At 70.4% G+C, this 26,039-nt stretch carries 20 protein-coding genes; 6 read left to right on the forward strand and 14 right to left on the reverse strand.

Annotated elements, in window-relative coordinates:
• Positions 1–82 precede the first annotated feature (82 nt).
• Together FHR38_RS04815 and FHR38_RS04820 are read left to right on the forward strand one after the other, a co-directional pair.
• The gene (locus FHR38_RS04815; RefSeq protein ID WP_184533120.1) at positions 83–2,479 is read left to right on the forward strand and encodes an ATP-binding cassette domain-containing protein; all 2,397 of its coding nucleotides are present in this window, start codon (positions 83–85) and stop codon (positions 2,477–2,479) included.
• A 241-nt stretch (positions 2,480–2,720) separates the two neighbouring features.
• Positions 2,721–4,244: a glycerophosphodiester phosphodiesterase gene (locus FHR38_RS04820; protein WP_184533121.1), complete on the forward strand. Its 1,524-nt coding sequence runs from the start codon at positions 2,721–2,723 to the stop codon at positions 4,242–4,244.
• Between the two features lie 82 nt (positions 4,245–4,326).
• On the opposite strand, the gene FHR38_RS04825 is transcribed toward FHR38_RS04820, so the two are convergent.
• Both FHR38_RS04825 and FHR38_RS04830 read right to left on the reverse strand, forming a co-directional pair.
• Positions 4,327–4,524 (reverse strand): DUF397 domain-containing protein, encoded by a 198-nt coding sequence (locus tag FHR38_RS04825; protein ID WP_184539237.1) that lies wholly within the window; start codon positions 4,522–4,524, stop codon positions 4,327–4,329.
• Positions 4,525–4,571: 47 nt separating this feature from the next.
• Complete coding sequence (locus tag FHR38_RS04830) at positions 4,572–5,447, reverse strand: helix-turn-helix domain-containing protein (protein ID WP_184533124.1); 876 nt, start codon at positions 5,445–5,447, stop codon at positions 4,572–4,574.
• Between the two features lie 276 nt (positions 5,448–5,723).
• Between FHR38_RS04830 and FHR38_RS04835 the strand changes: the two genes are divergently transcribed.
• Positions 5,724–6,578, forward strand: a complete 855-nt coding sequence (locus FHR38_RS04835) for a MerR family transcriptional regulator (RefSeq protein WP_312881840.1) — start codon at positions 5,724–5,726, stop codon at positions 6,576–6,578.
• A 222-nt stretch (positions 6,579–6,800) separates the two neighbouring features.
• Positions 6,801–7,700, forward strand: coding sequence for a TrmH family RNA methyltransferase (locus tag FHR38_RS04840; RefSeq protein ID WP_184533126.1), 900 nt, complete (start codon positions 6,801–6,803; stop codon positions 7,698–7,700).
• 90 nt (positions 7,701–7,790) lie between these two features.
• On the opposite strand, the gene FHR38_RS04845 is transcribed toward FHR38_RS04840, so the two are convergent.
• The 4 genes from FHR38_RS04845 to hemE form a co-directional block, all read right to left on the reverse strand.
• Entirely contained in the window at positions 7,791–8,999 is a 1,209-nt protein-coding gene (locus FHR38_RS04845; protein ID WP_376771379.1) for an IS30 family transposase, read from the reverse strand.
• Between the two features lie 82 nt (positions 9,000–9,081).
• Entirely contained in the window at positions 9,082–9,786 is a 705-nt protein-coding gene (gene hemQ, locus FHR38_RS04850; protein ID WP_184533128.1) for a hydrogen peroxide-dependent heme synthase, read from the reverse strand.
• Positions 9,787–9,790: 4 nt separating this feature from the next.
• Positions 9,791–11,257: a protoporphyrinogen oxidase gene (gene hemG, locus FHR38_RS04855; RefSeq protein WP_184533130.1), complete on the reverse strand. Its 1,467-nt coding sequence runs from the start codon at positions 11,255–11,257 to the stop codon at positions 9,791–9,793.
• 114 nt (positions 11,258–11,371) lie between these two features.
• Positions 11,372–12,457, reverse strand: coding sequence for a uroporphyrinogen decarboxylase (gene hemE, locus FHR38_RS04860; RefSeq protein WP_376771380.1), 1,086 nt, complete (start codon positions 12,455–12,457; stop codon positions 11,372–11,374).
• Between the two features lie 136 nt (positions 12,458–12,593).
• Between hemE and FHR38_RS04865 the strand changes: the two genes are divergently transcribed.
• Positions 12,594–13,166 carry a DUF3000 domain-containing protein gene (locus FHR38_RS04865; RefSeq protein WP_184533134.1) on the forward strand — a complete coding sequence of 191 codons (573 nt, stop codon included), beginning with the start codon at positions 12,594–12,596 and terminating at the stop codon, positions 13,164–13,166.
• Between the two features lie 230 nt (positions 13,167–13,396).
• Here FHR38_RS04865 and FHR38_RS04870 read toward each other — a convergent pair whose 3' ends face one another.
• Both FHR38_RS04870 and FHR38_RS04875 read right to left on the reverse strand, forming a co-directional pair.
• The gene (locus FHR38_RS04870) at positions 13,397–14,221 is read right to left on the reverse strand and encodes a hypothetical protein (protein WP_184533136.1); all 825 of its coding nucleotides are present in this window, start codon (positions 14,219–14,221) and stop codon (positions 13,397–13,399) included.
• A gap of 77 nt (positions 14,222–14,298) precedes the next feature.
• On the reverse strand, positions 14,299–15,453 hold the full coding sequence (locus FHR38_RS04875) for a S1C family serine protease (RefSeq protein ID WP_446685684.1): 1,155 nt from the start codon (positions 15,451–15,453) through the stop codon (positions 14,299–14,301).
• Positions 15,454–15,930: 477 nt separating this feature from the next.
• Here FHR38_RS04875 and FHR38_RS04880 point away from each other — a divergent pair, with 477 nt between their 5' ends.
• Complete coding sequence (locus FHR38_RS04880) at positions 15,931–17,253, forward strand: ribonuclease D (RefSeq protein ID WP_184533138.1); 1,323 nt, start codon at positions 15,931–15,933, stop codon at positions 17,251–17,253.
• 60 nt (positions 17,254–17,313) lie between these two features.
• Here the strand turns inward: FHR38_RS04880 and FHR38_RS04885 are convergent, their stop codons facing one another.
• The 6 genes from FHR38_RS04885 to FHR38_RS04910 all read right to left on the reverse strand — a co-directional run bounded on the left by FHR38_RS04885 (position 17,314) and on the right by FHR38_RS04910 (position 25,924).
• Positions 17,314–18,681, reverse strand: a complete 1,368-nt coding sequence (locus FHR38_RS04885) for an SGNH/GDSL hydrolase family protein (RefSeq protein ID WP_184533140.1) — start codon at positions 18,679–18,681, stop codon at positions 17,314–17,316.
• Positions 18,682–18,841: 160 nt separating this feature from the next.
• The gene (locus FHR38_RS04890; protein WP_184533142.1) at positions 18,842–19,345 is read right to left on the reverse strand and encodes an SRPBCC domain-containing protein; all 504 of its coding nucleotides are present in this window, start codon (positions 19,343–19,345) and stop codon (positions 18,842–18,844) included.
• Positions 19,346–19,611: 266 nt separating this feature from the next.
• A complete protein-coding gene (locus FHR38_RS04895) occupies positions 19,612–22,446 on the reverse strand; it encodes an ATP-binding protein (protein ID WP_184533144.1) in 2,835 nt (944 codons plus the stop codon).
• Positions 22,447–22,554: 108 nt separating this feature from the next.
• Entirely contained in the window at positions 22,555–24,189 is a 1,635-nt protein-coding gene (locus FHR38_RS04900; protein WP_184533146.1) for a flagellar basal body L-ring protein FlgH, read from the reverse strand.
• Complete coding sequence (locus FHR38_RS04905; protein ID WP_312881842.1) at positions 24,186–25,088, reverse strand: ATP-binding cassette domain-containing protein; 903 nt, start codon at positions 25,086–25,088, stop codon at positions 24,186–24,188. Before FHR38_RS04905 ends, FHR38_RS04900 begins: the two co-directional genes overlap by 4 nt.
• Positions 25,089–25,099: 11 nt before the next feature.
• Entirely contained in the window at positions 25,100–25,924 is an 825-nt protein-coding gene (locus tag FHR38_RS04910; protein WP_184533148.1) for a DUF4097 family beta strand repeat-containing protein, read from the reverse strand.
• Positions 25,925–26,039: the final 115 nt, after the last annotated feature.

Genomic DNA, 26,039 nt, shown 5'->3' on the forward strand with positions numbered 1-26,039 from the left:
GTACGGCTTGGAACTGGTTAGATCGAGCAAGGCGACGTCAGCGGGGACCGTGAAGGCGGCCCGCGTAGCAGATGGAGACACGATGAACACGGCCACGGGGACGGACACGCAGTCACCTACGCGACATATTGCCGACTGCCACGACCTGATCCGCGTGCAGGGCGCGCGCGAGAACAATCTCAAGGACGTCACCGTCGAGATTCCGAAGCGTCGGTTGACGGTCTTCACCGGTGTCTCCGGCTCGGGCAAGAGTTCGCTGGTGTTCGGCACTATCGCCGCCGAGTCGCAGCGGATGATCAACGAGACCTACAGTGCCTTCGTACAGGGTTTCATGCCGACGCTGGCCCGGCCGGAGGTCGACCTGCTGGCGGGGCTCACCACGGCGATCATCGTCGACCAGGAGCGCCTGGGCGCCAACCCCCGCTCCACCGTCGGCACCGTCACCGATGCCAACGCGATGCTTCGGATCCTCTTCAGCCGGCTCGGGCAGCCACACGTCGGTTCAGCCCAGGCGTTCTCCTTCAACGTCCCCTCGGTGAGCGGCAGCGGTGCGATCACCGTCGAGCGCGGCGGTAAGACGAAAGCCGAGAAGGCGACCTTCAATCAGATCGGTGGCATGTGCCCGCGCTGCGAGGGCATGGGCAAGGTGACCGACTTCGACCTGTCCGCGTTGTACGACGACAGCAAGTCGCTCAACGAGGGTGCGCTCACGATTCCCGGCTACAGCGTGGACGGCTGGTACGGCCGCATCTTCAGCGGCTGTGGGTTCTTCGATGCGGACAAACCAATCCGGAAGTTCACCAAGCGCGAACTGCACGACCTGCTGTACAAGGAGCCGACCAAGATCAAGGTCGAAGGGATCAACCTGACCTACGAGGGGCTGGTCCCGAAGATCCAGAAGTCGATGCTGGCCAAGGACCGGGAGGCGATGCAGCCGCACATCCGGGCCTTCGTGGACCGGGCGGTCACCTTCACCACCTGTCCCGATTGCCGCGGCACCCGACTCAGCGAGGCGGCCCGCTCGTCGAAGATCAATGGGATCAACATCGCCGACGCGTGCGCGATGCAGATCAGCGACCTCGCCAAGTGGGTTCGCGGCCTCGACGAGCCGAGCGTGGCACCGCTGCTCACCACCCTGCAGCACACACTCGACTCGTTCGTGGAGATCGGGCTGGGCTACCTCTCCCTCGACCGGCCATCCGGAACGCTCTCGGGTGGCGAGGCACAGCGTACGAAACTGATCCGGCACCTCGGCTCCGCGCTCACCGACGTCACCTACGTCTTCGACGAGCCCACCATCGGCCTGCACCCCCATGACATCCAGCGAATGAACGACCTGCTGCTGCGGTTGCGGGACAAGGGCAACACGGTGCTCGTCGTGGAGCACAAGCCGGAGACGATCGCGATCGCCGACCATGTCGTCGACCTCGGCCCCGGTGCCGGTACGGCGGGCGGCTCCGTCTGCTTCGAGGGCACCATCGAGGGGCTACGGGCCAGCGGCACTCTCACCGGCCGGCACCTCGACGACCGGGCCACCCTCAAGGAGACCGCACGGACCCCCACCGGCAGGTGGGAGATCCGCGGCGCGAACACCCACAACCTCCAGGACGTCGACGTCGACATTCCGCTCGGGGTGCTCACCGTCGTCACCGGTGTCGCCGGATCCGGCAAGAGTTCGCTCGTACACGGGTCGATCCCCGGCCGCGCGGGCGTGGTGTCGATCGACCAGGGCGCGATCCGCGGCTCGCGACGGAGCAACCCGGCGACGTACACCGGTCTGCTCGAGCCGATCCGTAAGGCGTTCGCCAAGGCCAACGGCGTGAAGCCGGCCCTGTTCAGCGCCAACTCCGAGGGTGCCTGCCCCACCTGCAACGGCGCTGGCGTCATCTACACCGACCTGGCGATGATGGCCGGCGTCGCCACCACCTGTGAGGAGTGCGAGGGGCGGCGGTTCCAGGCGTCGGTGCTGGAATACCACCTCGGCGGTCGCAACATCAGCGAGGTGCTCGGGATGTCGGTGGCCGAGGCCAAGGAGTTCTTCGGCACCGGGGAGGCCCGGGTGCCGGCGGCGCACGCCATCCTCGACCGGCTCGCCGACGTCGGTCTCGGCTACCTCAGCCTCGGCCAACCGCTCACCACGCTCTCCGGCGGCGAACGGCAGCGGCTCAAGTTGGCCACCCACATGGCCGAGAAGGGTGGCGTCTACGTCCTCGACGAGCCGACGACCGGCCTGCACCTCGCCGACGTGGAGCATCTACTCGGCCTTCTCGATCGGCTCGTCGACGCGGGTAAGTCGGTCATCGTCATCGAGCACCACCAGGCGGTCATGGCGCACGCCGACTGGATTATCGACCTCGGCCCCGGTGCCGGCCACGACGGCGGCCGGGTCGTCTTCGAGGGCACTCCCGCCGAGCTTGTCGCCGCCCGCTCCACTCTCACCGGCGAGCACCTGGCGGCCTACGTCGGCACGGACGACTGAGCCGGGGGAACACACCCTCGACTGAGCTGGCCAGACTCCACGGAAGTTGAGTCGGCAGGAGCTGACACAACGATTCGTCGAGCACCGGGACCATCCGATGCTGGGTGGCCCGGTGCCGGCAATCGTCAGCCACCCGACCCGCCGGCGATCGTCAGCCAGCCGACCCGATGGCGGTCGTCAGCCAGTCGGATTCACCCAGCAGGATAGTTTCATTCATGAATGTCACATAGCATTATGATTCATGAAGAACCTCTATGTTCGGGCCACCGGTCGGGGACCGACGCCCGGGTCGTCGACGCGGGATCGGAGCCGGTCGCTCCGGGCATCCATCGCCCTCGCGGTGCTCGCCGCGTCGGCCGCCACGGTCACCGCCTCCGTCGCCACACCGGCTTCCGCCCTCGCGCCCACTCCGACCTCCGCCGCCCCGACTCTTGCCGCCGCCGAGCCGGGCAAGGTGCACGTCTCGGAAAATTTCGACTCCGGTGGCATTCCGGCGGGTTGGCGGGTGGTCGACGGCACCTGGAAGGTCCAGAACGGACGGCTCGTCGGCACCTCCCCCGCCTCCGGCAACAACTTCAAGATCACATTCGGCTCCTATCTGGAGCACTTTCGCGTCGACGCGACCGTCCGCTTCGACTCGGTCCTCTCCAGCACCAGGTGGACCTCGGTCGGCATGGACGTGCCAGCCAACGGGAGCACCCCGTGGTGGATCGCCACCATGCGCAGCGGCACCACCGCCGCCAACGGGCTCGAATTCGGTGAGCGCACCACCAGCAACACCTGGAACGTGACCAACACCGGTGCCGCTCCGACCGCCGCCGGCACGGGCCGGGACGTACAGGTCACCATCGAGGTGCACGGCAGCCAGGCCCGCTGGATCTACAACGGGCGGGAGGCGCTGCGCACCAGCAGCCTGCGCCGCTCCGGCACCGGCGGACAGGCGTTCTTCGTCAACGGGGCCACCGTCTCGTTCGACAACGTACGGGTCACCGAACTCGCGCCGAACACCTTCATCCGTACGCCGGGCAGCCCGTTGACGGTGATCGCCCACCGGGGCGCGTCCTCGGCCGCCCCGGAGAACACCCTGATCGCGCAGGACGTCGCCCGCCGGGGCGGCGCGAACTGGATCGAGACGGACGTACAGCCCAGCAAGGACGGCGTGCCGTTCATCCTGCACGACAGCACCGTTGACCGGACCACCAACGGCACCGGCGCGATTCGTACGCTGACCAGCACGCAGCTCAAGGCGCTGGACGCGGGCAGTTGGTTCGCGCCGTACTACGCCGGAGTTCGGCTGCCCACCCTGGCCGAGCAACTGGCCGACCTGCGCACCCGGGGCGGCAACATGTTCCTGGAGATCAAGAGTGGGCACAGCAAGGCCGAGGTGTCGCAGATCGTCTCGGTGATCCGCCAGCAGAGCATGACCAACCGGGTGCTGGTGCAGAGCTTCGACGTCGACGCCCTGCGCTACGCCCGGGAACTGGCCCCGGAGCTACCGCTCGGGTTGATCCGCAGCACCCTGGACGCCGACCCGGTGGCCATTGCCACGGAACTCGGGCTCACCGCGTACAACCCGTCCAACGCCGCGCTGCTCACCCGGCCGGCGGTCGTCGCGGACCTGCACCGCGCGGGCGTCGCGATGATGGTGTGGACGGTCGACGCGGCCGGGTCCTGGCAGCAGCTCGAACAGCTCGGCGTCGACGGGATCGTCACCAACCGTCCCGCCGAGTTGGCCGGCTGGAACGCGGCCTTCCTACAGCGGTAATGATCGCCCGTCGTCCCGGTCGGATGCGCTTGGCGGAGGTCCGAGCACGCACCTGACCGGGACGACGAAAAGCCGTGCCGGCTCAGGCGAGTGTGGTAGCGCGGACGCCCGCCACGAACCGGGCCCAGTGGGTCGGGGCGAAGGCCAGCACCGGACCCGCCGGGTCCTTGCTGTCCCGTACGGCCACCAGGCCGGGCAGGTTCTCCGCCACCTCGACGCAACTGCCGTCGGCCCCGCTGCGGCTGCTCTTGCGCCAGACTGTGCCGGTCAGCTCGGTCAGCTCGGTCGGCTTGGTCGGCTTGGTCGGCTTGGTCATCGTGCCTTCGGTCATCGTGCCTCCCCTGCGAACGATGCGATCAGTTGACGGGATTCTTTCTCGTCCAGCGTGACCGCCGCTATCCCCGACCAGATCGCCTCGTAACGTTCCAGCTCCTGGGGCCGGTCCAGATAGAGCGCCCCGGTCGGCCCCTCCTGGTAGACGACGCTCGGCTCTCGCTCGTGCAGCCTCGGCTCCGGGAAGTCCAGCACGGCGAAGGTGCCGGCGACCGAGGCGGCGTGCGGCCCGGCCCAGAGCGGCAACACGCGCAGGCTGATGTTCTCCTGCTCGCTGAGCCGGAGCAGGTGCCGGAACTGTTCGACCATCGCGGCGTGGTCGGCGAGCGGCCGGCGCAGCACCGCCTCGCTGAGCACGAACTCCAGGCTCGGCGCGGTCACCCCCCGCCGACGCAGCAACCGCTGCCGCCGCTGGCGCAGCCGCAGCCGCCGTTCCCGCTTCTCGTCGGTCAACTCCGGTCGGCCGACCCGGATCACCTCCGCCGTGTAGGCCGGTGTCTGGAGCAGCCCATGCACCAGCTCACCGTCATAGAACCGGATCCTGGCCGCCTCCGACTCCATCACCACGTACGGTTCGAACCACTCCGGCATGATGTCGTCGTACGCCTGCCACCAGCCCTTGGCCGTGCCCTGCCGGGCCAGGTCGATGAGCATGGCGGTCAGCGGCGGCGGCGCGTTGTAGAGATCGCAGAGCGTCTGTACGTCGAGCGGGCGTACCGTGCCGAGCCCCTGTTCGATCCGCCAAATCTTCTGCCGGGTGCAGTCCAGGGCGTCGCTGACCGTGTTGAGCGACAGATTGCCCTCGTCCCGCAGTCGCTGGAGATAGCGACCGAGTTGCCTTCTCGGCATGCCCGAGGCCGTCTGTTTCATGACGCGATCCTCCGTGTTACATCGCGCAACGTGGAGACGTTGCAGGATGGGGTTCACCACCGAAATCAGGCCGTCAAGCAGGCCAAAACACGGTCGGTGACCAGTTCGTCGCGCGGAATGTTAGTGGCTGTCGCGCCGTTTGGGAGGGGCCAGCAACAGCGCGTTTTCGGCATACGGAAAGCGTCCGGACTTCGGAAGACCCCGCTCTGTTGGCCGGAACTTGACCCTCACGCGACGTAAGGGTCGACAGTCAGGCAGGTGAGACATCCTGGAGTGGTGACCACACCGTTCCGACACCGCGACACCGGTCCGATCCGCCAGGCGGCCGACACCGGCACCGACGTGCCCGACGACCTGACCGTCGGGCAGGCCGCAGCACTCGTCGGGGTGAGCGTGCGGACGCTGCACCACTGGGACGAGATCGGCCTGGTACGCCCCAGTGGGCGTACCCGCGCCGACTACCGGGTGTACTCCGCCGGTGACATCACCCGCATCCACCGGGTGCTCGTCTACCGCGAGTTGGGGTTACACCTGGCCGAGGTCGCCCGGCTGCTCGACGACCCCGAGGTCGACGAGGTCGCCCACCTGCGTCGGCAACGCGAGTTGCTCACCGACCGGATCTCTCACCTGCACGAGATGGTCTCGGCAGTCGATCGCATGTTGGAGGCGAAGAAAATGGGCACCCCACTCACCCCGCAGGAGCAGAGCGAGATCTTCGGCACCGAATGGCGCCCCGAGTGGGCCGAGGAGGCCGAGCAACGGTGGGGGGACACCCCGCAGTGGGCGCAGTCCCAACAGCGTATGGCGGCGATGTCCCGGGAGGAACGCCAGCAGGCCCGGGCGGACGGCGAAACACTCAACGCCGACCTGGCTGCCGCGAAGCGCGCCGGTGTCCAGGCCGGATCGGCCGAGGCCAACGCGCTGGCCGAGCGGCACCGCACCATGATCAGCCAGGCGTACGACTGCACGCACTCGATGCAGGTGTGCCTGGCCCGGATGTACGTCGAGGACCCTCGCTTCACCGCCTTCTACGAGAAGATCGAGCCGGGCCTGGCGGTCTGGCTGCGTGAGGTGATCGGGGCCAACGCCCGCGGTCACGGCGTCGACCCGGAAACGGCGACCTGGGAGTGACATCCGCTCCGCCGGCCCGACGGCAAGGGTGTCGACGGCGAAGTTGAGCGTCCCGGTCATGGGCCTGCCCACATCCGCAGGTCCACGGCCGGGACCTTCAACGGAGGCAATGCCAGACCGTCGTGTGCCTTCCGGCTCAAGCTCGGCCGGACTGCCCATCGTGACACGGGCAAGCTCCATCGGCTTGACTCTGACGTCGCGTCATGGCGAAGCCTGGGCGCCATGACCGAGCCGACACATCCCCGGCGACCGCCGACGAGGCAGCACGCGACTCCCTCCGGCGCGGGCAGCGAAAGCTCAGTAATCGACGGCATGGTCGTCGACGAAGCACGCCACCCCGTGGCACGCAGGATCGCCGACGTCCTCCGGGCCTCCGGGGGAAACCAGCGGATCTTCCTGGTCGACGACCAGGAGAACATCGAACAGGCCATCCGATGCGGGGTACGCCTCGACAGTGTCTACCGCACGATGGGTCAGGCAGCCATGGACGACTCACTGTGCGCGGCGATCCCCGCCGGAATCCCGTGCCACGTGCTCGCCGACGACGTGGCACGGGTGCTCTTCGGGGCCGACCGGCGGTCACGTGTCTTCGCCCTCGCCCACCGGCCGCCCCGGCCGGAACTGTCCGACCTGACGGATCGGCCCGGCGACATCGTGGTGCTCGACGGGGTACGACTGCCGGGCAACATCGGCGCGGTGACCCGTACCGCGTGCGCGTTCGACGCGGCTGGGGTCGTACTCGTCGACAGCGGTCTCACCTCGACCGTGGACCGCAGACTGGTCCGGGCCAGCCGGGGCATGGTCTTCGCGGTGCCCGTCGTCCTTGCCACGGGCCAACAGTTACGCAGCTACCTGCACCGACACGACATCCCGCTGGTGAGCCTCAGCCCTCGCGCATCCGCGCCGCTGAGCGCGGCGGGTCGCATCGGCCGACGCCTCGCCCTGCTGCTGGGCAGCGAGAAGCGCGGTGCCTCGGCGAGCCTGGAGAACAGTGCGAGCCGCCGGTACCACGTGCCGACGAGCCCCGACGTCGAATCGCTCAACGTCTCCGTCGCCGCCGCGATCGCGCTCTACGAACGCCGGAACCGGACGTCGCACGACCGGCCGAATGCCAGGCGTTAGGAAGGGCCCCATCCTGTCCGGAAAGCGATAAGAAGGGCCCCATCCTGTCCGAAAAGCGGCGGATTCCAGGGGTCGTTGCAACACAGGTGATCAACTGGCTTCGGTCAGAAGCTTAGCGATGCGCTCGGCTGGGGTGTCCCAGCCGAGTGTTTTGCGTGGTCGGCCGTTGAGTTCGGCGGCGACGGCGGCGAGGTGCTCCGGGGCGTGGACGGCGAGGTCGGTGCCTTTGGGGAAGTACTGGCGAAGCAGACCGTTGGTGTTCTCGTTGGAGCCGCGTTGCCAGGGCGAGTGTGGATCACAGAAGTAGACGGGAATGTCCGCAGCGGTGCTGAACTGGTGGTGCAGGGCCATTTCGGCGCCTTGGTCCCAGGTCAGGGATCGTTTGAGGTGGGCCGGCAGGGTGGCGACGGTGGCCTGCAGCGCGTCACGGACACGCTCAGCGGTACGACCGCGACCCAGGTGCACCAACAGGACGTAGCGGGTAGCGCGTTCCACCAGGGTGCCGATGGCCGAGGCGCTGTCCTTACCGATGATGAGGTCGCCTTCCCAGTGGCCGGGCACGGCCCGGTCGTCGGCTTCGGCGGGCCGGTCGCTGATCATCACCATGGGCGCGGTGAAGCGAGGCTGACGTTGTCCGGGTTGGCGGCGCGGGCGGCGGACCGCGCGGCCGGTACGCAGCGCCCGAGTCAGCTCGCGGCGTAGCTCACCGCGTCCCTGCACGTAGAGCGCCTGGTAGATCGTTTCGTGGGTCACGTGCATCCCTGGCTGGTCGGGGAAGTCTCGCCGCAACCGTTGCACGATCTGTTCCGGGCTCCACTTACGGTCCAAGCCGTCCTGCACTGCCTGGCGTAGCCGCGGGTTCGCGGCGAGCTTGCCCGTCTTCGGCCGTGGGCGCCGCTGTTCGGCCCGTGCCTGAGCCGCGTGAGGGCGGTAGTCCCCTGTCCCGGGATGGGCATTACGGCGCAGTTCACGGCTGATCGTGGACGGATCCCGCCCCACCTCGGCTGCGATCGACCGAAGCGACCTGCCTTCGCGCCGCAGGTCAGCGATCAGGATCCGGTCGTCCACGGACAGAAACCGACCGGAGGAAGTCCCGGGCCGGGCAGGAGGTTGCGCCTCCTGCCCGGCCCGGGACTTCCGCCCGTGCCGCCAACGATGGCCAGTACGCCGGTTGACCCCGACGATCCGACACGCCTGTGCGGTACCTACACCCTGCGCCACAAGATCAAGATAAGCCTGACGCTCAGCATGCAACTTCTTCCGGCCCTGAGGCGCCCGGTCCTTACGGATCTCGAACACTGCAACTCCTGAACAGATCAGGTGTTGCAACCACCACTAGAACTCAAGAGCAACAAGAAGGGCCCTTCCTAACCGCAGGAAGCTACGGCAGCGTGGCGACCAGGTCGGCGACGGAGCGGCGACGGCCGGTGAAGAACGGCGTCTCCTCGCGGACGTGCCGGCGTGCCCGAGAAGCCCGCAGGTCGCGCATCAGGTCCACGATCCGGTGCAGTTCGTCCGCCTCGAAGGCGAGCATCCACTCGTAGTCGCCGAGTGCGAATGAGGCGACCGTGTTGGCTCGTACGTCCGGGTAGCCCCGAGCCTGCCGGCCGTGCTCGGCCAGCAACTCCCGGCGCTCCTCGTCCGGCAGCAGATACCACTCGTAGGAGCGGACGAACGGGTAGACGCAGACGTAGTCGCGGGACGGCTCACCGGCCAGGAACGCCGGAATGTGGCTCTTGTTGAACTCCGCCGGTCGGTGCAGCGCCATCTGCGACCAGACCGGGGTCAGGGCGCGGCCCAGGGCGGTCCGCCGCAGCAGCCCGTACGCCTCCTGGAGGGCGTCGCTGGAAGGCGAGTGCCACCAGATCATCAGATCCGCGTCGGCCCGCAGCCCGGACACGTCGTAGGTGCCGCGCACCACCACGTCCTTGCTGGCCAACTGCTCGAAGAGCGACTCGACCTCGGAGGCGACGCCGTCACGCAGCGCGGGCAGCGGCTGGCTGGCCCGGAACACCGACCACATCGTGTAGCGGATGCTGTCGTTCAACTCACGCAGCCGGGCCGCGTTGGTCTGTTCCGCACTCATGCTCTCATCCTTCCAAGGCTTTGATGATCTCGTCGGCCGCTGTCTCGCCGGAGCGCACGCAGATCGGGATGCCCACGCCGTCGTAGCCGGCACCGGCCAGGGTGAGCGTGGGGTGGTCCGTCCGCAGGGTGGCCCGCGCGGCGGCCACCCGGTCCGGGTGTCCCGGCGGGTACTGCGGCAACGCGCCGCCCCACCGTTGCACATGGGCGGCGACCGGCGCGGGCAGTCCGGCCCCGGCGGCCGGCGAACCGGCGGAACCGAGCGCCCGGGCCACGATCGTCGACAGTTCCGCGTGCACCTCGGCGACCAGCTCGTCGTCGGCGCGTTGGAGCAGGTGCTCCTCGCCGTAGCGGCCGATCGAGGCACGGACCAGGATCATGCCGTCCGGCCGGCTCAGGTGCGCCCACTTGGTGGTGAAGAAGGTGGCTGCCTTGATCAGGGTGCCTTCGGTGGCCGGCACCAGGAAGCCGGAGAGCCCCGGCAGCGGCGTCGCCGGCAGGGCCATGGCTACCAGCCCGACGCTGGCGTAGTCGAGCCCGCCGACCAGGGCCGCCACCCGAACGTCGACCCCGGCGAGCAGGCGACCGGCCGGGCGGGCCGGCAGGGCGAGCACCACCGCGTCGACCTCGACCAACTCCGGGTCGCGGGTCGGGCCGACCACCAGCCGCCAGCCGCCCTCCGGGGTGGGGGCGAGTTCACGTACCGCCGCGTCCAGCCGGATCTGCGTGTCGACCCCGTCGCCGGTGTCCTGTGCCTCGAACGCGTCGACGGCAGCGGCGACCAGTCGGCTCAGGCCGCCGGCCACGGTGGCGAAGACCGGAGCGCCGGTGGGGCGGGGGGCAGCGGCCTGCGCCGCCCGTACCGCCCCGGTCAGGGTGTGCTCGGTGCGCGCGGCGCGGGCCAGGGCGGGCATGGTCGCGGCCAGCGACAGGCTGTCGGCCCGCCCGGCGTACACCCCGCCCAGCATCGGGTCGACCAGCCGGTCGACCACCTCGTCGCCCAACCGCTGCCGGACCAGCTCACCGACGGACAGGTCCTCGTCCGGGCCGAGCAACGGCCGACCCTCGTCGAGGTCCCGGTCCGCCGCCGGCCGGGCGACCGTGGCCACCTTCGCCAGATCCCCGGGTACGCCGACCAGGGTGCCCCCGGGTACGGGCTTGAGCTCCCCGTCGATCAGCAGTCCGGCCTGTCCGGTCGTCGGGTGCACCAGCGCGTCCGCCAGCCCGAGTCGACGGGCCAGGGTGACCACCGCCGAGTCCGCGCCGGTCGGGTCCCGCATCAGGAACGCCTCTGCGCCGGTCTCGACCGGTGACCCGGCCAACGAACCGGTGCGCAGCTTGCCGCCGAGCGCACCGGACTGCTCGTAGATGGTGATCCGGGTTCCGGTGGGCGCGTGGTCGCGCAGCCGAAGCGCGGCGGCCAACCCGGTGATACCGCCACCCACCACTGCGATCCTGGACGGTGTCCGCATGCTCACCAGCCTGTCAGGTCCGATGTCCGGCTCCGCACCCGGGCACGCGGTTGTGACATTGGCGGCCCGGGACCAATGGCCCTTGTCAGTGGAGCTGGCCAGCGGTGTGCCGGGTCATCCCCGGGTGGTGACCCGGTGCACCAGGTCGACCACACGGGTCAGCACCTCGGGGTCGGTCTCGGGGAGTACCCCGTGTCCGAGGTTGAACACGTGCCCCGGGGCGGCCTGTCCCTCGATCAGGATGCGCCGCACCTCGGCCTCGATCACCGGCCACGGCGCGAACAGCAGGCACGGGTCCAGGTTGCCCTGGACCGCCTTGTCCGGGCCGATCCGTACGGTGGCCGCGTCCAACGGCGTACGCCAGTCGACGCCGACCACGTCCGCGCCGGCCTCCCCCATCGCGCCGAGCAGTTCGGCGGTGCCCACCCCGAAGTGGATGCGGGGCACGCCGGTGTCGGCCAACCCGGTCAGCACGGCGGTGGAGTGCGGCAGCACGTAGCGACGGTAGTCGGCCTCGGAGAGGGCACCGGCCCAGGAGTCGAAGAGCTGGACCGCAGAGACACCCGCCCGGACCTGCACCCGGAGGAACTCGGTGGTGATCTCGGCCAGTCGGGCGCAGAGGGCGTGCCAGACCTCCGGCGCGCCGTACATCAGAGCCTTGGTCCGGGCGTGGGTACGCGAGGGGCCGCCCTCGACCAGGTAGCTCGCCAGCGTGAACGGCGCACCCGCGAAGCCGATCAACGGGGTGTCCCCGAGTTCGGCGACGAGCAGCCGGATCGCTTCGTCCACAAAGGAGACATCGGCGATGGTGATCGGCCGGAGGCGCTCCACGTCGGCGGCGGTGCGTACCGGTTCGGCTATCACCGGGCCGGTTCCAGGCACGATGTCCAGATCGATTCCGGCCGCTGCCACCGGTACGACGATGTCGCTGAAGAGGATGGCCGCGTCCACGCCGTGCCGGCGTACCGGCTGCATCGTGATCTCGCACACCAGATCCGGCCGGCGGCACGACTCCAACATCGGGATACCGGCACGGATCTCGCGGTACTCCGGCAACGACCGGCCGGCCTGCCGCATGAACCAGACGGGCGTGTGGGGAACCGGCTCGCGCCGACAGGCCCGCACGAACGGTGAATCTGAGGGTCCGCCCGGTGACGCTTCTCCGCCCTGGGCGGCCGGGCCGGTAAACATGTTGGTCATCGGCGCCATCGTGCCACGTGATCAGATCGGCGCGACGGGCACCGCCGGCTTTTGTGACGCCCGTCCGAGGGTTGTGGCGCAGGTCGGCCGGCGCGGCGATCCGCCACCTCACCGACAGTCGGCTTAGGCTGCGGACATGGTGCCCCCGACCGTGCTTCCCGAGACCTTCGCCCGTGCGGTGGCCGGGTTACGGAGCGTGGCACCCCGCCCGGAGATCGTGCTCGAAGAGGTGGGTGCTCCGAAGCGACTGGCACCGTACGCCTTCGCGCTGAGCGCGACGGTGCTGCGCGACGGCGAAGAGGTGGCCACGGGCCGGCTCATCCTGCTTCACGATCCGGCGGGCCACGAGGGCTGGCAGGGCACCCTGCGGATGGTCACCTACGTGACCGCCGACCTGGAGGTCGACCTGGCCGCCGATCCGCTGCTCCCGACCGTGGGCTGGGCCTGGTTGACCGATGCGCTCGACGCGCAGGACGCCAGCTATCAGGCGGTCGGCGGCACGGTCACCCAGACGATGTCGACGCGGTTCGGCGATCTGGCCGGGCCACCCCCGGCCGGCGACATCGAGATCCGGGCATCCTGGACACCGTTGGACGACGACCTCGGTGGCCATCTGCTGGCCTGGTGCGCGCTGCTGGCCTCCACCGCCGGTCTGCCGCCACCCGGGATCACCGCGCTGCCCGAAACGCGCTCCATCGGCACCCACTGACGCGGGCCCGACCGGGTCAACAACCGGCACGCCCCGGACACCCGATCTGCAACAACAACCGGCACGCCCCGAACGCCCGACCTGCACAACAACCGGCACCCGTCGGCCCGACGACCGGCATGCGGCCAACGGTGGCAGGTAGGCGATGTCAGGTAGGCAACCGGGCCGGCGGCAGAAAGGCCGAGGGCCGCCCCGCGAAACAGGACGGCCCTCGGTACGAACGGACTCGGTTAGAGGTACTTCTCCGCCTCGTTGCAGATCGTGTTGAGGCCCTTCATCGCCTGGTCGTAGGCGGCCTTGTTGTTGGCCGCCGCCGCACTGAGGGCAGCGGTCAGCTGGTTGAGGCACTTACCGATGACCTGCTTCTGCCGTGCCTGCTCGTCCCGGTCGTTCTTGGTGCCGGTCAGGTCCTGCTCGACGCTCTTGACCTTGTCGTTGGCGGTCTGCAGGTCCTGCTTGAGCTTCTCGATCTCCTTGGTGTTCAAGTCGATCTTGCCGTCCCGGTCGGCGACCTGGGCGGTCAACTGCTTCTCGGTGCGGCTCAGCTCGTTCGACTTGGCCACGAAGAGGCCAGTCATGACGCCACCGATCACGAAGAGCAGCCCGGCGACGATCGCCAGGACGAGGACCTTCCGACCCGCGCCCCCACCACCCGCGCCCGAAGCCGGGGTGCCGTACGAGGTGGGCGGGCCGGACATCGGCTGGCCGAACGGTGGCGCCGAGGCCTGGCCGGTCGGGTAGGTCTGCTGGCTGGGGACTGGCGGGCTGGAGACCGGCCCACCGCCGAACGGGGGCGTGGAGACCGGACCGGCCGTCCCGGGGTAACCGCCCGAGGCGGGAGCGCCCGGATTCTCCGCCGGCGGGTAGGCGGTCTGGTGGTAGGCCGGCATCGGTGCCGTGGGGGCCGGCGTCCCCGGGGCCGGTGCGCCGGAGGCCGGTGCGCCGTAGACCGAGCCGGCGTTGGGGGGCGGGTACCCCTGGCCGCCGGGTGTGCCCGGCTGCGAGGGGTTGCCCGGCGGCGTGGTGCCGCCGTACCCGGGCGGTGGGTAGGACATCTTGTTCCTCCAGTGAAGGCGGCACGCCGCAGTGGTCCTGGGGTCGCCGGGATGGGAAGGCCCACCCGACTGGTGGGTCAGCAGATTCGGAACTTGTCGCAGGCGATCTTGATGGGTACGGCCAGGCCGATGCCCTCGGCATTGCGGGCCTTGGCGGTGGCGATACCAACCACCTCCTTCGATCCGTTGATCACCGGGCCACCGGAGTTACCCGGGTTGATCGGCGCGTCGAACTGGATCACCGAGCTGTTGCCGTCCTTGCGGGTGGCACTGACCACACCGCTGGTCACGCTGTCCTCAAGGCCGAGCGGGGCACCGACCACCACGATCTGCTGACCGGACTTCACCGCCGCCTGCGCCGTCACCAGCCCGGTGAACTTGGCGTCGGTCCTCAGGTGGGCGACGTCGTTCTCCTTGTCGACGTCCACGATCGTGGCGGGATACCGCTGGTCCGTACGCTCCAGGAAGACCTCTCGGCCGCCGCTGTTCCATACCGACTCGACGACGTGGAAGTTGGTGAAGAGGTTCGCGCCGCCGTTGGCGGTCGGCTGGCCTACCGCGAAGGCGGTGCCGGTGAACTGGCCGGCCCGGACCCGGAAGACACTCGGCAGCACCGCGGCAGCGATCGCCTCCGGGTTGAAGATGTTGCCGGCGTGCTTCTCCAGGACCTCGGTCCGCCCCTCCAGGCCGTCGAGCCGCTGGGTGTCACCAGCCTGCGCCTGGGCCTGCTTCCGGTCGGCCTTGTCGAGCTGGTCGGAGAGCTGGTAGATCTGGAAGGCCTGGACGCCGGCCACCACCAGCAGGACGAAGACCAGCACCAGTGCGGTCACCCCGGGCCACGCTGGGCGACGCCCCGAGCCGGGCGAGGTTCCGGCGGGTGCGGGGAAGACGGGCGGACCGCCCGACATCCCGACGCCCACCGGACCGGACTGCGGTGGCACACCGGTCGTCCCGCCAAAGCCCGGCAGACCGGGCGGAGAACTCTGCGGCGCTGCGGACACGGCCGGCACGGCACCCGAGTACGGGGCAGCGGCGGGCGGGGCGCCAGCCGAATGCGGCGCGGAAGCGACCGTTGCGGCACCCGACTGCGGTGGTGGGACGACCGGTCCCGCGGACGGTACGGACGGTTGGTACCCCGGCCAGCCGGCTCCCGGTGGGGGCGGGGTGGGGACGCCGGGCTGGTGACCAGGCACGGCTGCCACCGGTCGGGTCCCTGGAACGCCGGTGGTCATCGGCTGGGGCGGTGCCATCCGCGGCGGCATCGGGCCCGGCCGCACCTGGGCGTGCCCGTCGTCACCGGGGCGCGGCACCGGCATCGACGGCTGGCCCGACGCCACCGGCTGTCCCGGCATGGCGGGATGCGATGCGCTCGGCGGCGGGCCGTCGGCTGCCTGCGGCGTACCGGGATTCGGTGTTCCGGGCTGCCCCGTGTACGGCTCGTACCCAGAGGTCATGAATGGACGCCTCCCGTAGTCATTGGTTTCTACGATCGCACCGCTGGACAACCCGCCCAGAGGGACCTGTAGCACGAGGCACCGTACCCGCACCATCTGTCTTTGTCTTCCCCGATGTCCGACCTTGCGAGCCGCTCGGCGACCTGCTCGGCGAGCCGTTGACACGAGGGCCGGGACCGCTCGTTACCGAGCGCGCCACCCGACGCGCCGGCCCGGCTGCACGAGGGGGTCAGTGGCGCACACTAGGGTTGTCAGGTGACCGACGAACCACCCCTGCGCCGTCGGGCCGCGCAACGCCGAGCAGGGGACGAGCCGCACAGCCTGCCGGCCTCCGCGCCGGAGCCCGAGACCGTGGGGCACGACCCAACGCCTGGCGGGCCCGTCCCGCTCCTCGCCCCTCGTGACGGCACGCCTGACCCGGTGGAGACCCCGGGTGAGCTGGCCGATGTAGTAGCCCGCATCACCGCGGGCACCGGCCCCGTCGCCATCGATGCCGAACGTGCCTCTGGATACCGTTACAGCCAACGTGCCTATCTGGTCCAGCTCCGGCGGGCCGGTTCCGGTACCGCGCTGATCGACCCGCTGCCGCTGGCCGATCTCAGCTCCCTCGACCAGGCCATCGCCGACGCCGATGCCGAGTGGGTGCTGCACGCGGCCAGCCAGGATCTGCCCTGCCTGGCCGAGCTGGGTCTTCGACCACGCCGCCTCTTCGACACGGAACTGGCCGCCCGGCTAGCCGGATTCGAGCGGGTCGGACTGGCCGCCCTGACCGAACAGTTACTCGGTTTCACCCTGGAGAAGCACCACAGTGCGGCCGACTGGTCGAGCCGACCGCTGCCCGAGTCCTGGTTGACCTACGCCGCCCTCGACGTGGAGATGCTCACTGACCTACGGGACGCACTCGCCGTCGAGTTGGCCCGACAGGGCAAGGAGGGCTGGGCCGCCGAGGAGTTCGCCGCGTTGATCCGGTGGGGCGCCCAGCCACCCCGACTCCGGCCGGACCCGTGGCGGCGTACCTCCGGCATCCACCGGGTCCGGGGCGCGCGTGCCCAGGCCCGGGTCCGGGCCATGTGGTACGCCCGGGACGCGATCGCCGCGCGACGCGACTCGGCCCCGGGGCGGGTACTGCCGGACGCCGCGATCATCGCCGCCGCCGAGTTGGACCCGAAGGACGAGCACACCCTGCTCACCCTGCCCGGTTTCGGCGGTCGATCAGTACGTCGGCTCGCCCGGACCTGGCTGGAGGCGCTGAACGAGGCCCGCCGGCTGCCGGACTCCGCGCTGCCGGTCAGCCCGCCGATCGACGGACCGCCCCCACCCCACCGGTGGGCGGAACGCGATCCGGTGGCGGCGGCCCGACTGGCCCGGTGCCGGGAGGTGGTGACCCGGCTCGCCGCCGAGCACACCCTGCCCCCGGAAAACCTGATCACCCCGGACTCGGTACGCCGACTGGCCTGGCTCCCGCCTTTGGAGATCACGCCGGAGAGCGTCGCCGAGACGCTCGGCGGCTACGGTGCCCGGAACTGGCAGATCAACCTGATCGCCGAGGAACTCACCGTCGCGCTACGCGAGCCCTGACGGCAGGTCGCACGAGGCCGTGCCGCCCCTGACGTCAGGGGCGGCACGGCCGGCGGCAGCTCAGCCTCGGAGCGACTCCGACCGGTCGGGACATGGGCCGTTCCCACCGACCAACGGCGCGACGATCGCCGCGATCGCAGCCGCACCAGCGTCGTTGGGATGCAGGTGATCACCCGAGTCGTAGGCAGGCCGGAGCGCGTCCCGGTCTTCCGGATCGGCGAGTGCGCGGTCCAGATCTGCCACGGCGTCGTATTCGCCACTGGTCCGAATCCACTGGTTCACCGCGTCCCGGACCGCCTCCCGACCGGGAACCCCGTCCTCGTTGGTCGGGGTGTCGTCGCCGACCCCACCCTTGATCGGCAGCATGGTGGCACCGACGATCCGGACACCACGAGCGCGGGCGGTGCGGATCAGCCGCCGGTGCCCGTCGATGAGCTGCTCAGCGCTCACCACGCCGGAGGACCCGCAGCCGAAGTCGGGATAGCCGCCCCCGATGATGTCGTTGACCCCGGCGAGGACGACCACCGCCCGTACGCCCGGCTGATCGAGGACGTCCCGGTCGAACCGGGACACGCCCGCCGCACCGAAACAGGTCGAGTCGGCGAGCAGCTTGTTGCCACCGATCCCGGCGTTGACCACGCTCAGCGGTCGACGACCGGTCGACAACCGCTCAGCCAACTCGTCCGGATAGCGGTTGTCGGCGTCCGGCGTGGTGCCGTACCCATCGGTGATCGAGTCCCCGAACGCCACCACCACCCCGTTGTCCCGTGCCGGTCGACCGGTGGTCTCCACCCCGGTCAGGAAGTACCAGGACTGGCTGGTCTGGTCGAACGCGCCGGCCCCGGTCACGGATCGCCGGTCACCGGAAGCCCGATAGGCGGTGGCGTTCGCGTTCTCGTGGAGGGTCGCCGGACCGGTGGCATCGGCGAAGTACAACGTCACCGCCAGCGAGTCCAGCGCCCGTGTCGACAGCGACGCCGCGTCGGAAACGATCTCGGCACCAGCGGGGATGGTCACCGATGCCGACCGGTGGAAGGTCAGCGGGCGTAGGCTGCCCGGCTGGACGGCCGCCCCGACGCCGGCCCGGCCGACCGTCGCGCCGGTCACCCGGATCGGGCGGTCACCGAAGCGGTTGGACAACCGCACCCGCGTCGATGAACCGCCGACACCGACCCGGACCACCTGCCGCAGGGTCTGGTCGGCGAAGCCGGCGGGTGACCAGTTGGGAGTCCCGAACCCGGCGAACGGGTGGTGCATCGAAGCGGTCCAGGCAGCTCGCCAGTCCGGGTGCACGGGCCGTCCGGTCTGGTCGGTCTGGGCGGTCTGCCGTACCGGCTGCGCTGCCCCGGCCGCCGCCGGCGGGAACAGGGACACCGCCAGCGCTGCGGCCGTGCCGGCGACAAGCAGGCTTCGTTTCTGTACTGCCATTGGATTTGGCCTCGGCTCTCGATTCGATGATGGACTGGCTGGCGAAGGCCCGGCCAGTTGCATGTCGTGCGGTTGGCACGCCCACCAGGTGGGCGGCGCGCTACCACGTGGGTAGCGCGCCAACCAGGTGGGTAGCGCGCCGAGTGGGGGCTGACCCGGTTCAGCTGGCGAGGCCGGTGCCCGTCTCCAGCAACGACTTCAGGTCACTGAGGACGTACGACCAACCCCCACCAGTCCCGGCGATGGCGCCGCTGACCAACGCGGCGGTCTGCGGCGCATCGGTGACGTCGTGGGTGACGGTGAGGACGGTCAGCCCGCGCTCGTCCTGGCTGATGTCGTAGGTCAGTCGCGTGGCCGGCTCGGCCGCCATGGCCGGGTCCGCAGTCATCCGCCAGGTCATCGCCAGGCGTGTGGCGGGCTCGGCCTCGACGATCTCGCCCTCGACGATGACGATGCTGACGCCCGGGCCGACCATGGCCTCACTGGCGTAGCCCCGGTAGGCCCCGCCGGGCCGGACGTCGATGTCGATCCGACCGGCATACCCGTAGCGCCTGGTCCAGTCGGACGTGGTCAGGGCGGTCCAGACCTGCTCCGGGGTGGCCTTCAGGTAGACGCGATAGGTCTGCACATCGGTCTGCACGTCGGTCTGCGTACGGATGCTCATGTCCGCTACTCCTTGCCTGGGGCGGCGCGTCGGCCAGCGCCGCTGTCCTCATCAGGCTCCGCCACGCCGCCGGTCGGTACATCCGTGCTCAGCACGGAACCGGACACGGATTCCACTCGGGGTTTTCCACTCACGAGGGGTTTTCCACTCACGAGCTTCGCCCCCGGCAATGGTCGGGGCGGCTGGCAGCCGCCGCGCCGTCACCCGGCTGGGAGATGCGGGAGCGGGTGCCCGGCAGCGCCGTCGGAGCCGGCCACCGACGCCGCTCAGTGGCCCAGCGTCACCAGGCCCAGCGCCGCCAACCGGGCCTGGGCTTCGACCTCGTGTCCGGGCAGCAGCCCCAGGGTGCAGGCGTACTCGATGCGGGCACCGAGGCGCTCCCAGTCGGTCGACGCCGCTTCGAGGGCGTGGGAGTCCCGGGTCAACCGGCCCCGGGCCCGACCCAGGCAGGCAATGGCCCAGGCGTTGTCGTTGATCGTCTCCTCGGCCCTGACCAGCCACCGAGCCGCGTCCGGCAGCCCGGCCGCGACCGCCAACTCCGCGCCGACGGCTCGGGCGTACGTCTCGTAGCGGAACCCGGGGAAGTCGGCGAAGCTCTGTTCGACCAGTTGTACGGCGTTGGTGAAGTCGCCGAGGTGAATGGCGATCCGGCACTCGGCGAACGCCACCGAGGCGAGACGTGCGACGTCGATGCCCGCCGCACGGGTGCTCCCAATCAACCGCTCCTGCCACCGCAGCAGGCCGGCCCGGTCGCCCTGGAGTCCGCACGCGAGCATGGCGAAGGCGGCAGCCCCGACCACGTCCCCGGTCGGCGGTCGCCCGACCCGCTGCCAGCCGTCCCACATCGCTTCCGCCTGCGACAACGACTCACCCAACTCGCCACTGAGCACCAGCGCCGGCACCAGCGTGCCGACGGAACGGTAGGAACGGTTGCCGAGTAGGTCGTCGTCGACCATCCGCCACGCGACGTCGAGGGCACCGGGCAGGTCACCGGTCCGAAACGCCACGGTGGCCGCGACGTGGAAGGTGTCCTCGATCTCCGGTGCCGCGCGTGGGTCGGTACGGTCGAGCCGGTCCAGCAGGGCGAAGCGTTGGGTGCCGATCCGCCGCGCCTCACTCGCCCGACCGGCCCGGGCCGCAACCCCGCCCAGAGCATCCAGAGCCGCGCTCATCAGCACCGGGTCGCCGCTGCGCCGCGCCGCCTGCTCGGCGACGACCGCCAGCTTGGGTTCCGGGCAGAACCGCCGACCGTTGGCGTGCCAGACCCGGGCGATGGCCACCGCGGCCGCGACCTCAGGGTCCGTCTCGTCCCCAGCGGCCTGTGCCCGGTCGAGCAGACCTGTCAGCCGCTCGTGCGACATGTCGCTGGCGATGCGGCCCTCGAATCGGTTGACCAGCTCGACCACCCGGCTCAGGGCGATCGCCCGGGTGTTGCCGTCACCGCCTTCCCCGGCGCGGTCGGCGCAGGCGAGCAGCAGTTCCACCACCCGCTCGCCCGGTTCGGTGCCGATCAGGGCGCAGTCGGCCGCGCTCCGTAGGTCCTGGGCCGCCGTTGCCGCATCCGGTGCCAGGGCGGCGGCTCGCCGGTAGTAACCCAGTGCGGCTGCCAGGAACCGTCGGGCGTACGTCAACCGGCCAAGCGCCCGCGCCAGTTGGTGCGGCACGGGGCCGCTGCCGCCGACGTAGCCGAGCAGTGCTGCGTGCAGGTCGTCGGCGACCAGGTCGTAGTCGTCGCGCCACCGGTCGGTCAGCCGCTCGACCAGCTCTACCGCTGTCGAAGCGGCCCAGTCGAGGTAACGGCCGAAGACGTCCCCACGGTCCGGATCGACAGCGAGATGCTCCCGCGCGTACGCCCGGACCGTGCCGAGCAACCGCCAACGGTTCGGACCTCGATCGTGGGTCACCAGACTCTTGTCCACCAGCCGGCCGAGCAGGTCCGCGGTCTCCGCCAGGTCACGCAACCCGGACACCCGCATCGCCGACTCCAGGTCGAAGCCACCGGCGAAGATGGACAGCCGCCGGAACAGTGACTTCTCGGTCTGCTCCAGCAGCTCGCAGCTCCAGCTCAGGACGGCCCGTAGGGACCCGTGCCGGGGATCGACACCCCGGGCACCGGAGAGCATCCGCAGGGGGTCGGTAAAGGCAGCGAGTAGTCCGGCGGGCCCGAGCGAGACGCTCCGCGCAGCGGCGATCTCGATCGCGAGGGGCATGTTGTCCAACCCGGTACACAGCTCGCCGACGGCTGCCGGGTCACCGGAGAGCACCGCCCCGGCGGCCCGGGCCCGCTCGTCGAAGAGCGCGCGGGCCTCGGGCTCCGCCAGCGGCAACACGCCTATCACCCGCTCCCCTGGCACCGCCAACCGCTCCCGGCTGGTCGCCAGCACCGTCACACCGGGGCATCCGGACAGGATCTCCTCGGCGAACGCCGCTACCGCGTCCAGCAGGTGCTCGCAGTTGTCCATCACCAGCAGTGACCGCCTCGGGCCGAGTTCACTCTTGATCGCCTCGATCAGGGGTTGGCTCGGTGCGGGTGTAACCCCGAGCACGGCGGCCACCGCTGGCGCGACGAAGTGGTCCCGTACCGGCACCAGGTCGACGAAGGCGCCACCATCGGCGAACCGCGGCGCGATCTCGGCGACCAGTTCGACCGCGAGGCGGGTCTTGCCCACCCCGCCCGGTCCCACCAAGGTGACCAGCCGGGCCTCAGCGAGCGCCCCCGACAGTGACTCCCGCTCCGGTAGTCGACCGACGAAGGCGCTCCGGGGCAGGGGCAGACCGACGATGCCGCCGTCGGGGCGGGGTGTCGTCGGCGCTACCACCACGGTCGCCGCGTGGGCCGCCAGGGCACGGCGGCTGGCCACGCCGTACTTGCGCAGCAACGACGAGACGTGGCTTTCCACGGTACGGACGGAGATGAACAACCGTTGGGCGATCTCGGCGTTGGTGCATCGTTCGCCCAACAGGGCCAGCACCTCCGCTTCCCGGGCCGACACCTCCGCTTCCCGGGCCGGCACCTCTGCTGCTCGGGCCGGCACCTCTGCTGCTCGGGCCGACACCTCTGCTGCTCGGGCCGGCACCCCTGCCTCTGGCGAGAGTCTCACCGTTCCATTTTCGCTGATCTCTCGCGATTCGTTGCGCCCGTGCCCGTGCCCGTCCCGGCGCGTTCGACGGCGAGCTGGGCGTCCCAGCGACGTGGCCGCCCGCGCCGCTCATCTCCTGGCCTGTCGGGCCGTCTCGACGGCGAAGCCCACCGTGAGCAGGACCAGCGAAACTCCTCCGACCAGCAGCGGGGACGGCCCGGCCGGCTGCCCGTCGACCCGTACCGCGCCCAGGTAGTCGACGGCGGCGACGCCGTTCACCAGCAGGAACCAGAGCGGAAGGTAGATCGCCTGGAAGAACCGGCTGGTCCGGCTGACCAGCCCCAGCACCAGCGCGAGCGACGGAATGAAGACCGCCCCGCCGGCCCAGGCCGCCACGCCCGGCCAGTCAGCGGCCATCGCCAACCGCAGCACCGGTCCGAGCCCGACCAGCGCGGTGAACCCGACCCCGGCCGCCCATTCGGCGAGGAACCGGCGGTGGGCGAGGGGGTACGCACCGAGCAGTGGGGCGACCCCGTTCTCGTGCCGTTGGGTGCCGAGTCGGGACCAGACCAGAATCGGCCAGACCCAGACCAGGAGCAGTAGCGGGGTGGCGGCCACGGTGACCGGCACCAGGAGGCTGACGACGGTCAGCGCCGCGACCCCGAGCCACCACCAGCGGGACCCGCCCCGGGCGAGGATGCGCAGTTCGCCGGCGCACAGCCGACCGAAGGTGGCCCCACGCCGGACCTCGCCACGCGGCAGCCCGCCGTAGGCAGCCGGTCGCCTCGGCACCGCTGTCCCGGGCGACGCGGCCACCAACCCGGGCGGCACGGGCGCAGTCCCGGGCGACGCGACCACCAAACCGGGCGGCACGGCCCCGGCACCGGGCCGGACTCGCAGCCGCCCCCGGGCCGGGTCGAACCGGCCGAACCACAGTGCCCCCAGCATCGCCAGCACGACCGCGAAGAGGATGAACACGATCCGCCCCCCGACGAAGCCGGCGGAGAGGTCCAGCCCGGACCATTCGAACGTCCGCAGCGGATGGTCCAGGTACATCAGTCCCAGGGCGAACTCGCCATTAGCCCGGCCGCCATGTTGCGCCACGATGTCGGCCCGCATCGACTCCCGGATCTCGCCGATGCCAAGTCCGCCGAAGAGGGCGTCGGAGCCCTGCCCCACAAAGACGAAGACCAGCCACCCGAAGAACCAGACGACGTTGCCGAAGCCGCCACGCAGCGGCCGGACCGTCTCGAAGAACACCGCCGCAGCGGCGGCCACCGCCAGGACCGGCAGCGCGATCAGCACGAACGGCAACACCAACGCGACCGGATCGACGGCCCGGGACTCACCGCGCAGCATCTGCATCACCAGCGCCGTACCGGCCAACGCAAGCAGCATCGAGCCGAAGACCAGCAGGTTGCTGAGCCACTTCCCGGCCAGGTAGGTGGCCATCCGCAGCGGCGTCGCGGCGAGCAGTTGGCCGACCCGGGTCTGCTCGTCGCGGGCGACGGCGTTGCGTACGACGTAGAACCCGCCCAGGGTGAGCCAGAGCATGCCGGCGAGCGCGGTGACCGTACCGACGTAGGCGCTGTCGTAGACGCCTCGGAAGTTGCCGGCGTTCAGGATCACCCAGCGTCCGTCCACAGCCGGCGCCGCCAGGTAGCCCAGGCCGATCGCCGACACCAGGATCGCCAGGTACGCCGGACGGCGTACCCGCTCGCGGAAGTCGGCAATGGCGAGCGCGCCGAGTACACCGAGCCTCATCGGGGCACCGCCGGCAGTTCGCCGGTCCGCGCACCGGGCCCGGGGACCACACCGAGGTAGACGTCCTCCAGGTCCGGTGGCACGGCGATCGCGTCCGCAGTGGGCGGTCCGCTGGACAGCAGCCGGACCCGTACGCCGGCGGTGGTCCGTACGGTGCGGCTGATGACGTACCGGGCCTGGAGCTGGGCCGCCTCGGCCGGACCGACCACCGTCTCCCAGACCTGCCCGGTCATCGTGCCCAGCAGTTCCTCCGGGGTGCCCCGTCGCCGTAGCCGCCCCTGCGCCATGATCGCGATGTCGTTGGACACCGACTCGATGTCGGAGACGATGTGTGTGGAGAGCAGTACGATCCGGTCCGCCGCCAGATCGCTGAGCAGGTTGCGGAACCGCACCCGCTCCTCCGGGTCCAGCCCGGCGGTCGGTTCGTCGACGATGATCACCCGAGGGTCGGCCAACAGTGCCTGGGCGATGCCGACCCGACGCAGCATCCCACCGGAATACCCGCCGAGCGGGCGCTTGGCCGCCTCGGTCAGGTTGACCAGTTCCAACAGTTCGTCGATGCGGCTCCGGGCGGACCGGGCCGACAGGCCCTTGACCGCCGCCAGGTAGGACAGGAACTCCCGAGCCGACAGATGGGGATAGACACCGAAGTCCTGCGGGAGGTAGCCCAGGGTCTGCCGGAGCGGGTCGGGTCTGGCCACCACGTCTTCGCCGTTGAACAGGACCTTTCCGCTGCTCGGTCGGGTCACCGTCGCAGCGATCCGCAGCAGGGAGGACTTACCCGCCCCGTTGGGCCCGAGCAGGCCCAGCAGTCCGCTGCCGATCTGGAGCGTCAGCCCGTCGATGGCGCGCTTCTGCCCTCGATACACCTTCACGACATCGATCAGTTCCAGTTGCACGTTTCTGCTCCCTATCCGGCTTTCCGTACCGTGGCGTTGCCGTTCTCGGCTATCGCGTTGATCACCCGGGGGCTCGCCGGGTCGTTGGGCACGGCCGACTTCGCCGTGCCGGTGTCGCTGGAGGTGGTGACCCGATAGGTCTCGGCCCCCGCCGGAAGGGTGACCTTGACCGGCCCGGTGCTGGACCGGGCCTCGACCCGGGTCGGCGCGGCGGCGAACGACAGGTCGATGCCGCCATCCGTCGCCTCGGCGGCGACCTCCGCCGACCGTGATCCGGTGACCGTGATGTTCGCTCCGGAGCCCGTCAACCGCAGCTTGCCGGAGGGGTCCTCGACCCGGATCCAGTTGTCCGTCACCTTGACCGTCAGCTCACCGGGGATTGCCACGGCCCGTACCGGTGCATCGCTGCGCACGTCCACGGTGACCCCCGGCGGCACCTTGACGATGTGCCGCCCACCGCAGTTCAGGACCAGGCCACTACAGGTGATCGACAACTTCAGGGTGCCGTCGGTCAGTGACCAGGTCGCGTTCTTCCCGGTGGCGGCCTTGCCGGTGAGCGAGCGCTCCACCTCGACCGCGTCGCTCGTACCGGCCACCAGGCGCAGGTCGGCGAGGCTGTTGTCGATGGTCAGCTTCGGGCCGGAGAACGGGAAGCTCTGGGTGTCCTCCCGCTGCTCGTCCCGCGCCGCCAGGTCACCGCAACCGGCCGCGCCGACCAGGGCCGCCACGACGGCGGGGACCAGCAGCAGTCGCCCTGCCCCGCGTCCTACCGGCAGACCGGTACGTCCCCGCGTTCGAACCGGCGGTCGCCCCCGGCCCACTGTTGTCTCCGGCATCACCGATGCACCCTTTCCGCTGCTCCAACATCGCCGGTTCAGCAGACCAGTCGGGGGAGGGGGTGGGCACTACCAGCAGTTCCCCAAGGCGAGGTAGGGCCAGGCATACCCGGTG

The sequence above is a fragment of the Micromonospora polyrhachis genome (assembly GCF_014203835.1).
In the GTDB taxonomy this organism is placed as follows: domain Bacteria; phylum Actinomycetota; class Actinomycetes; order Mycobacteriales; family Micromonosporaceae; genus Micromonospora_H; species Micromonospora_H polyrhachis.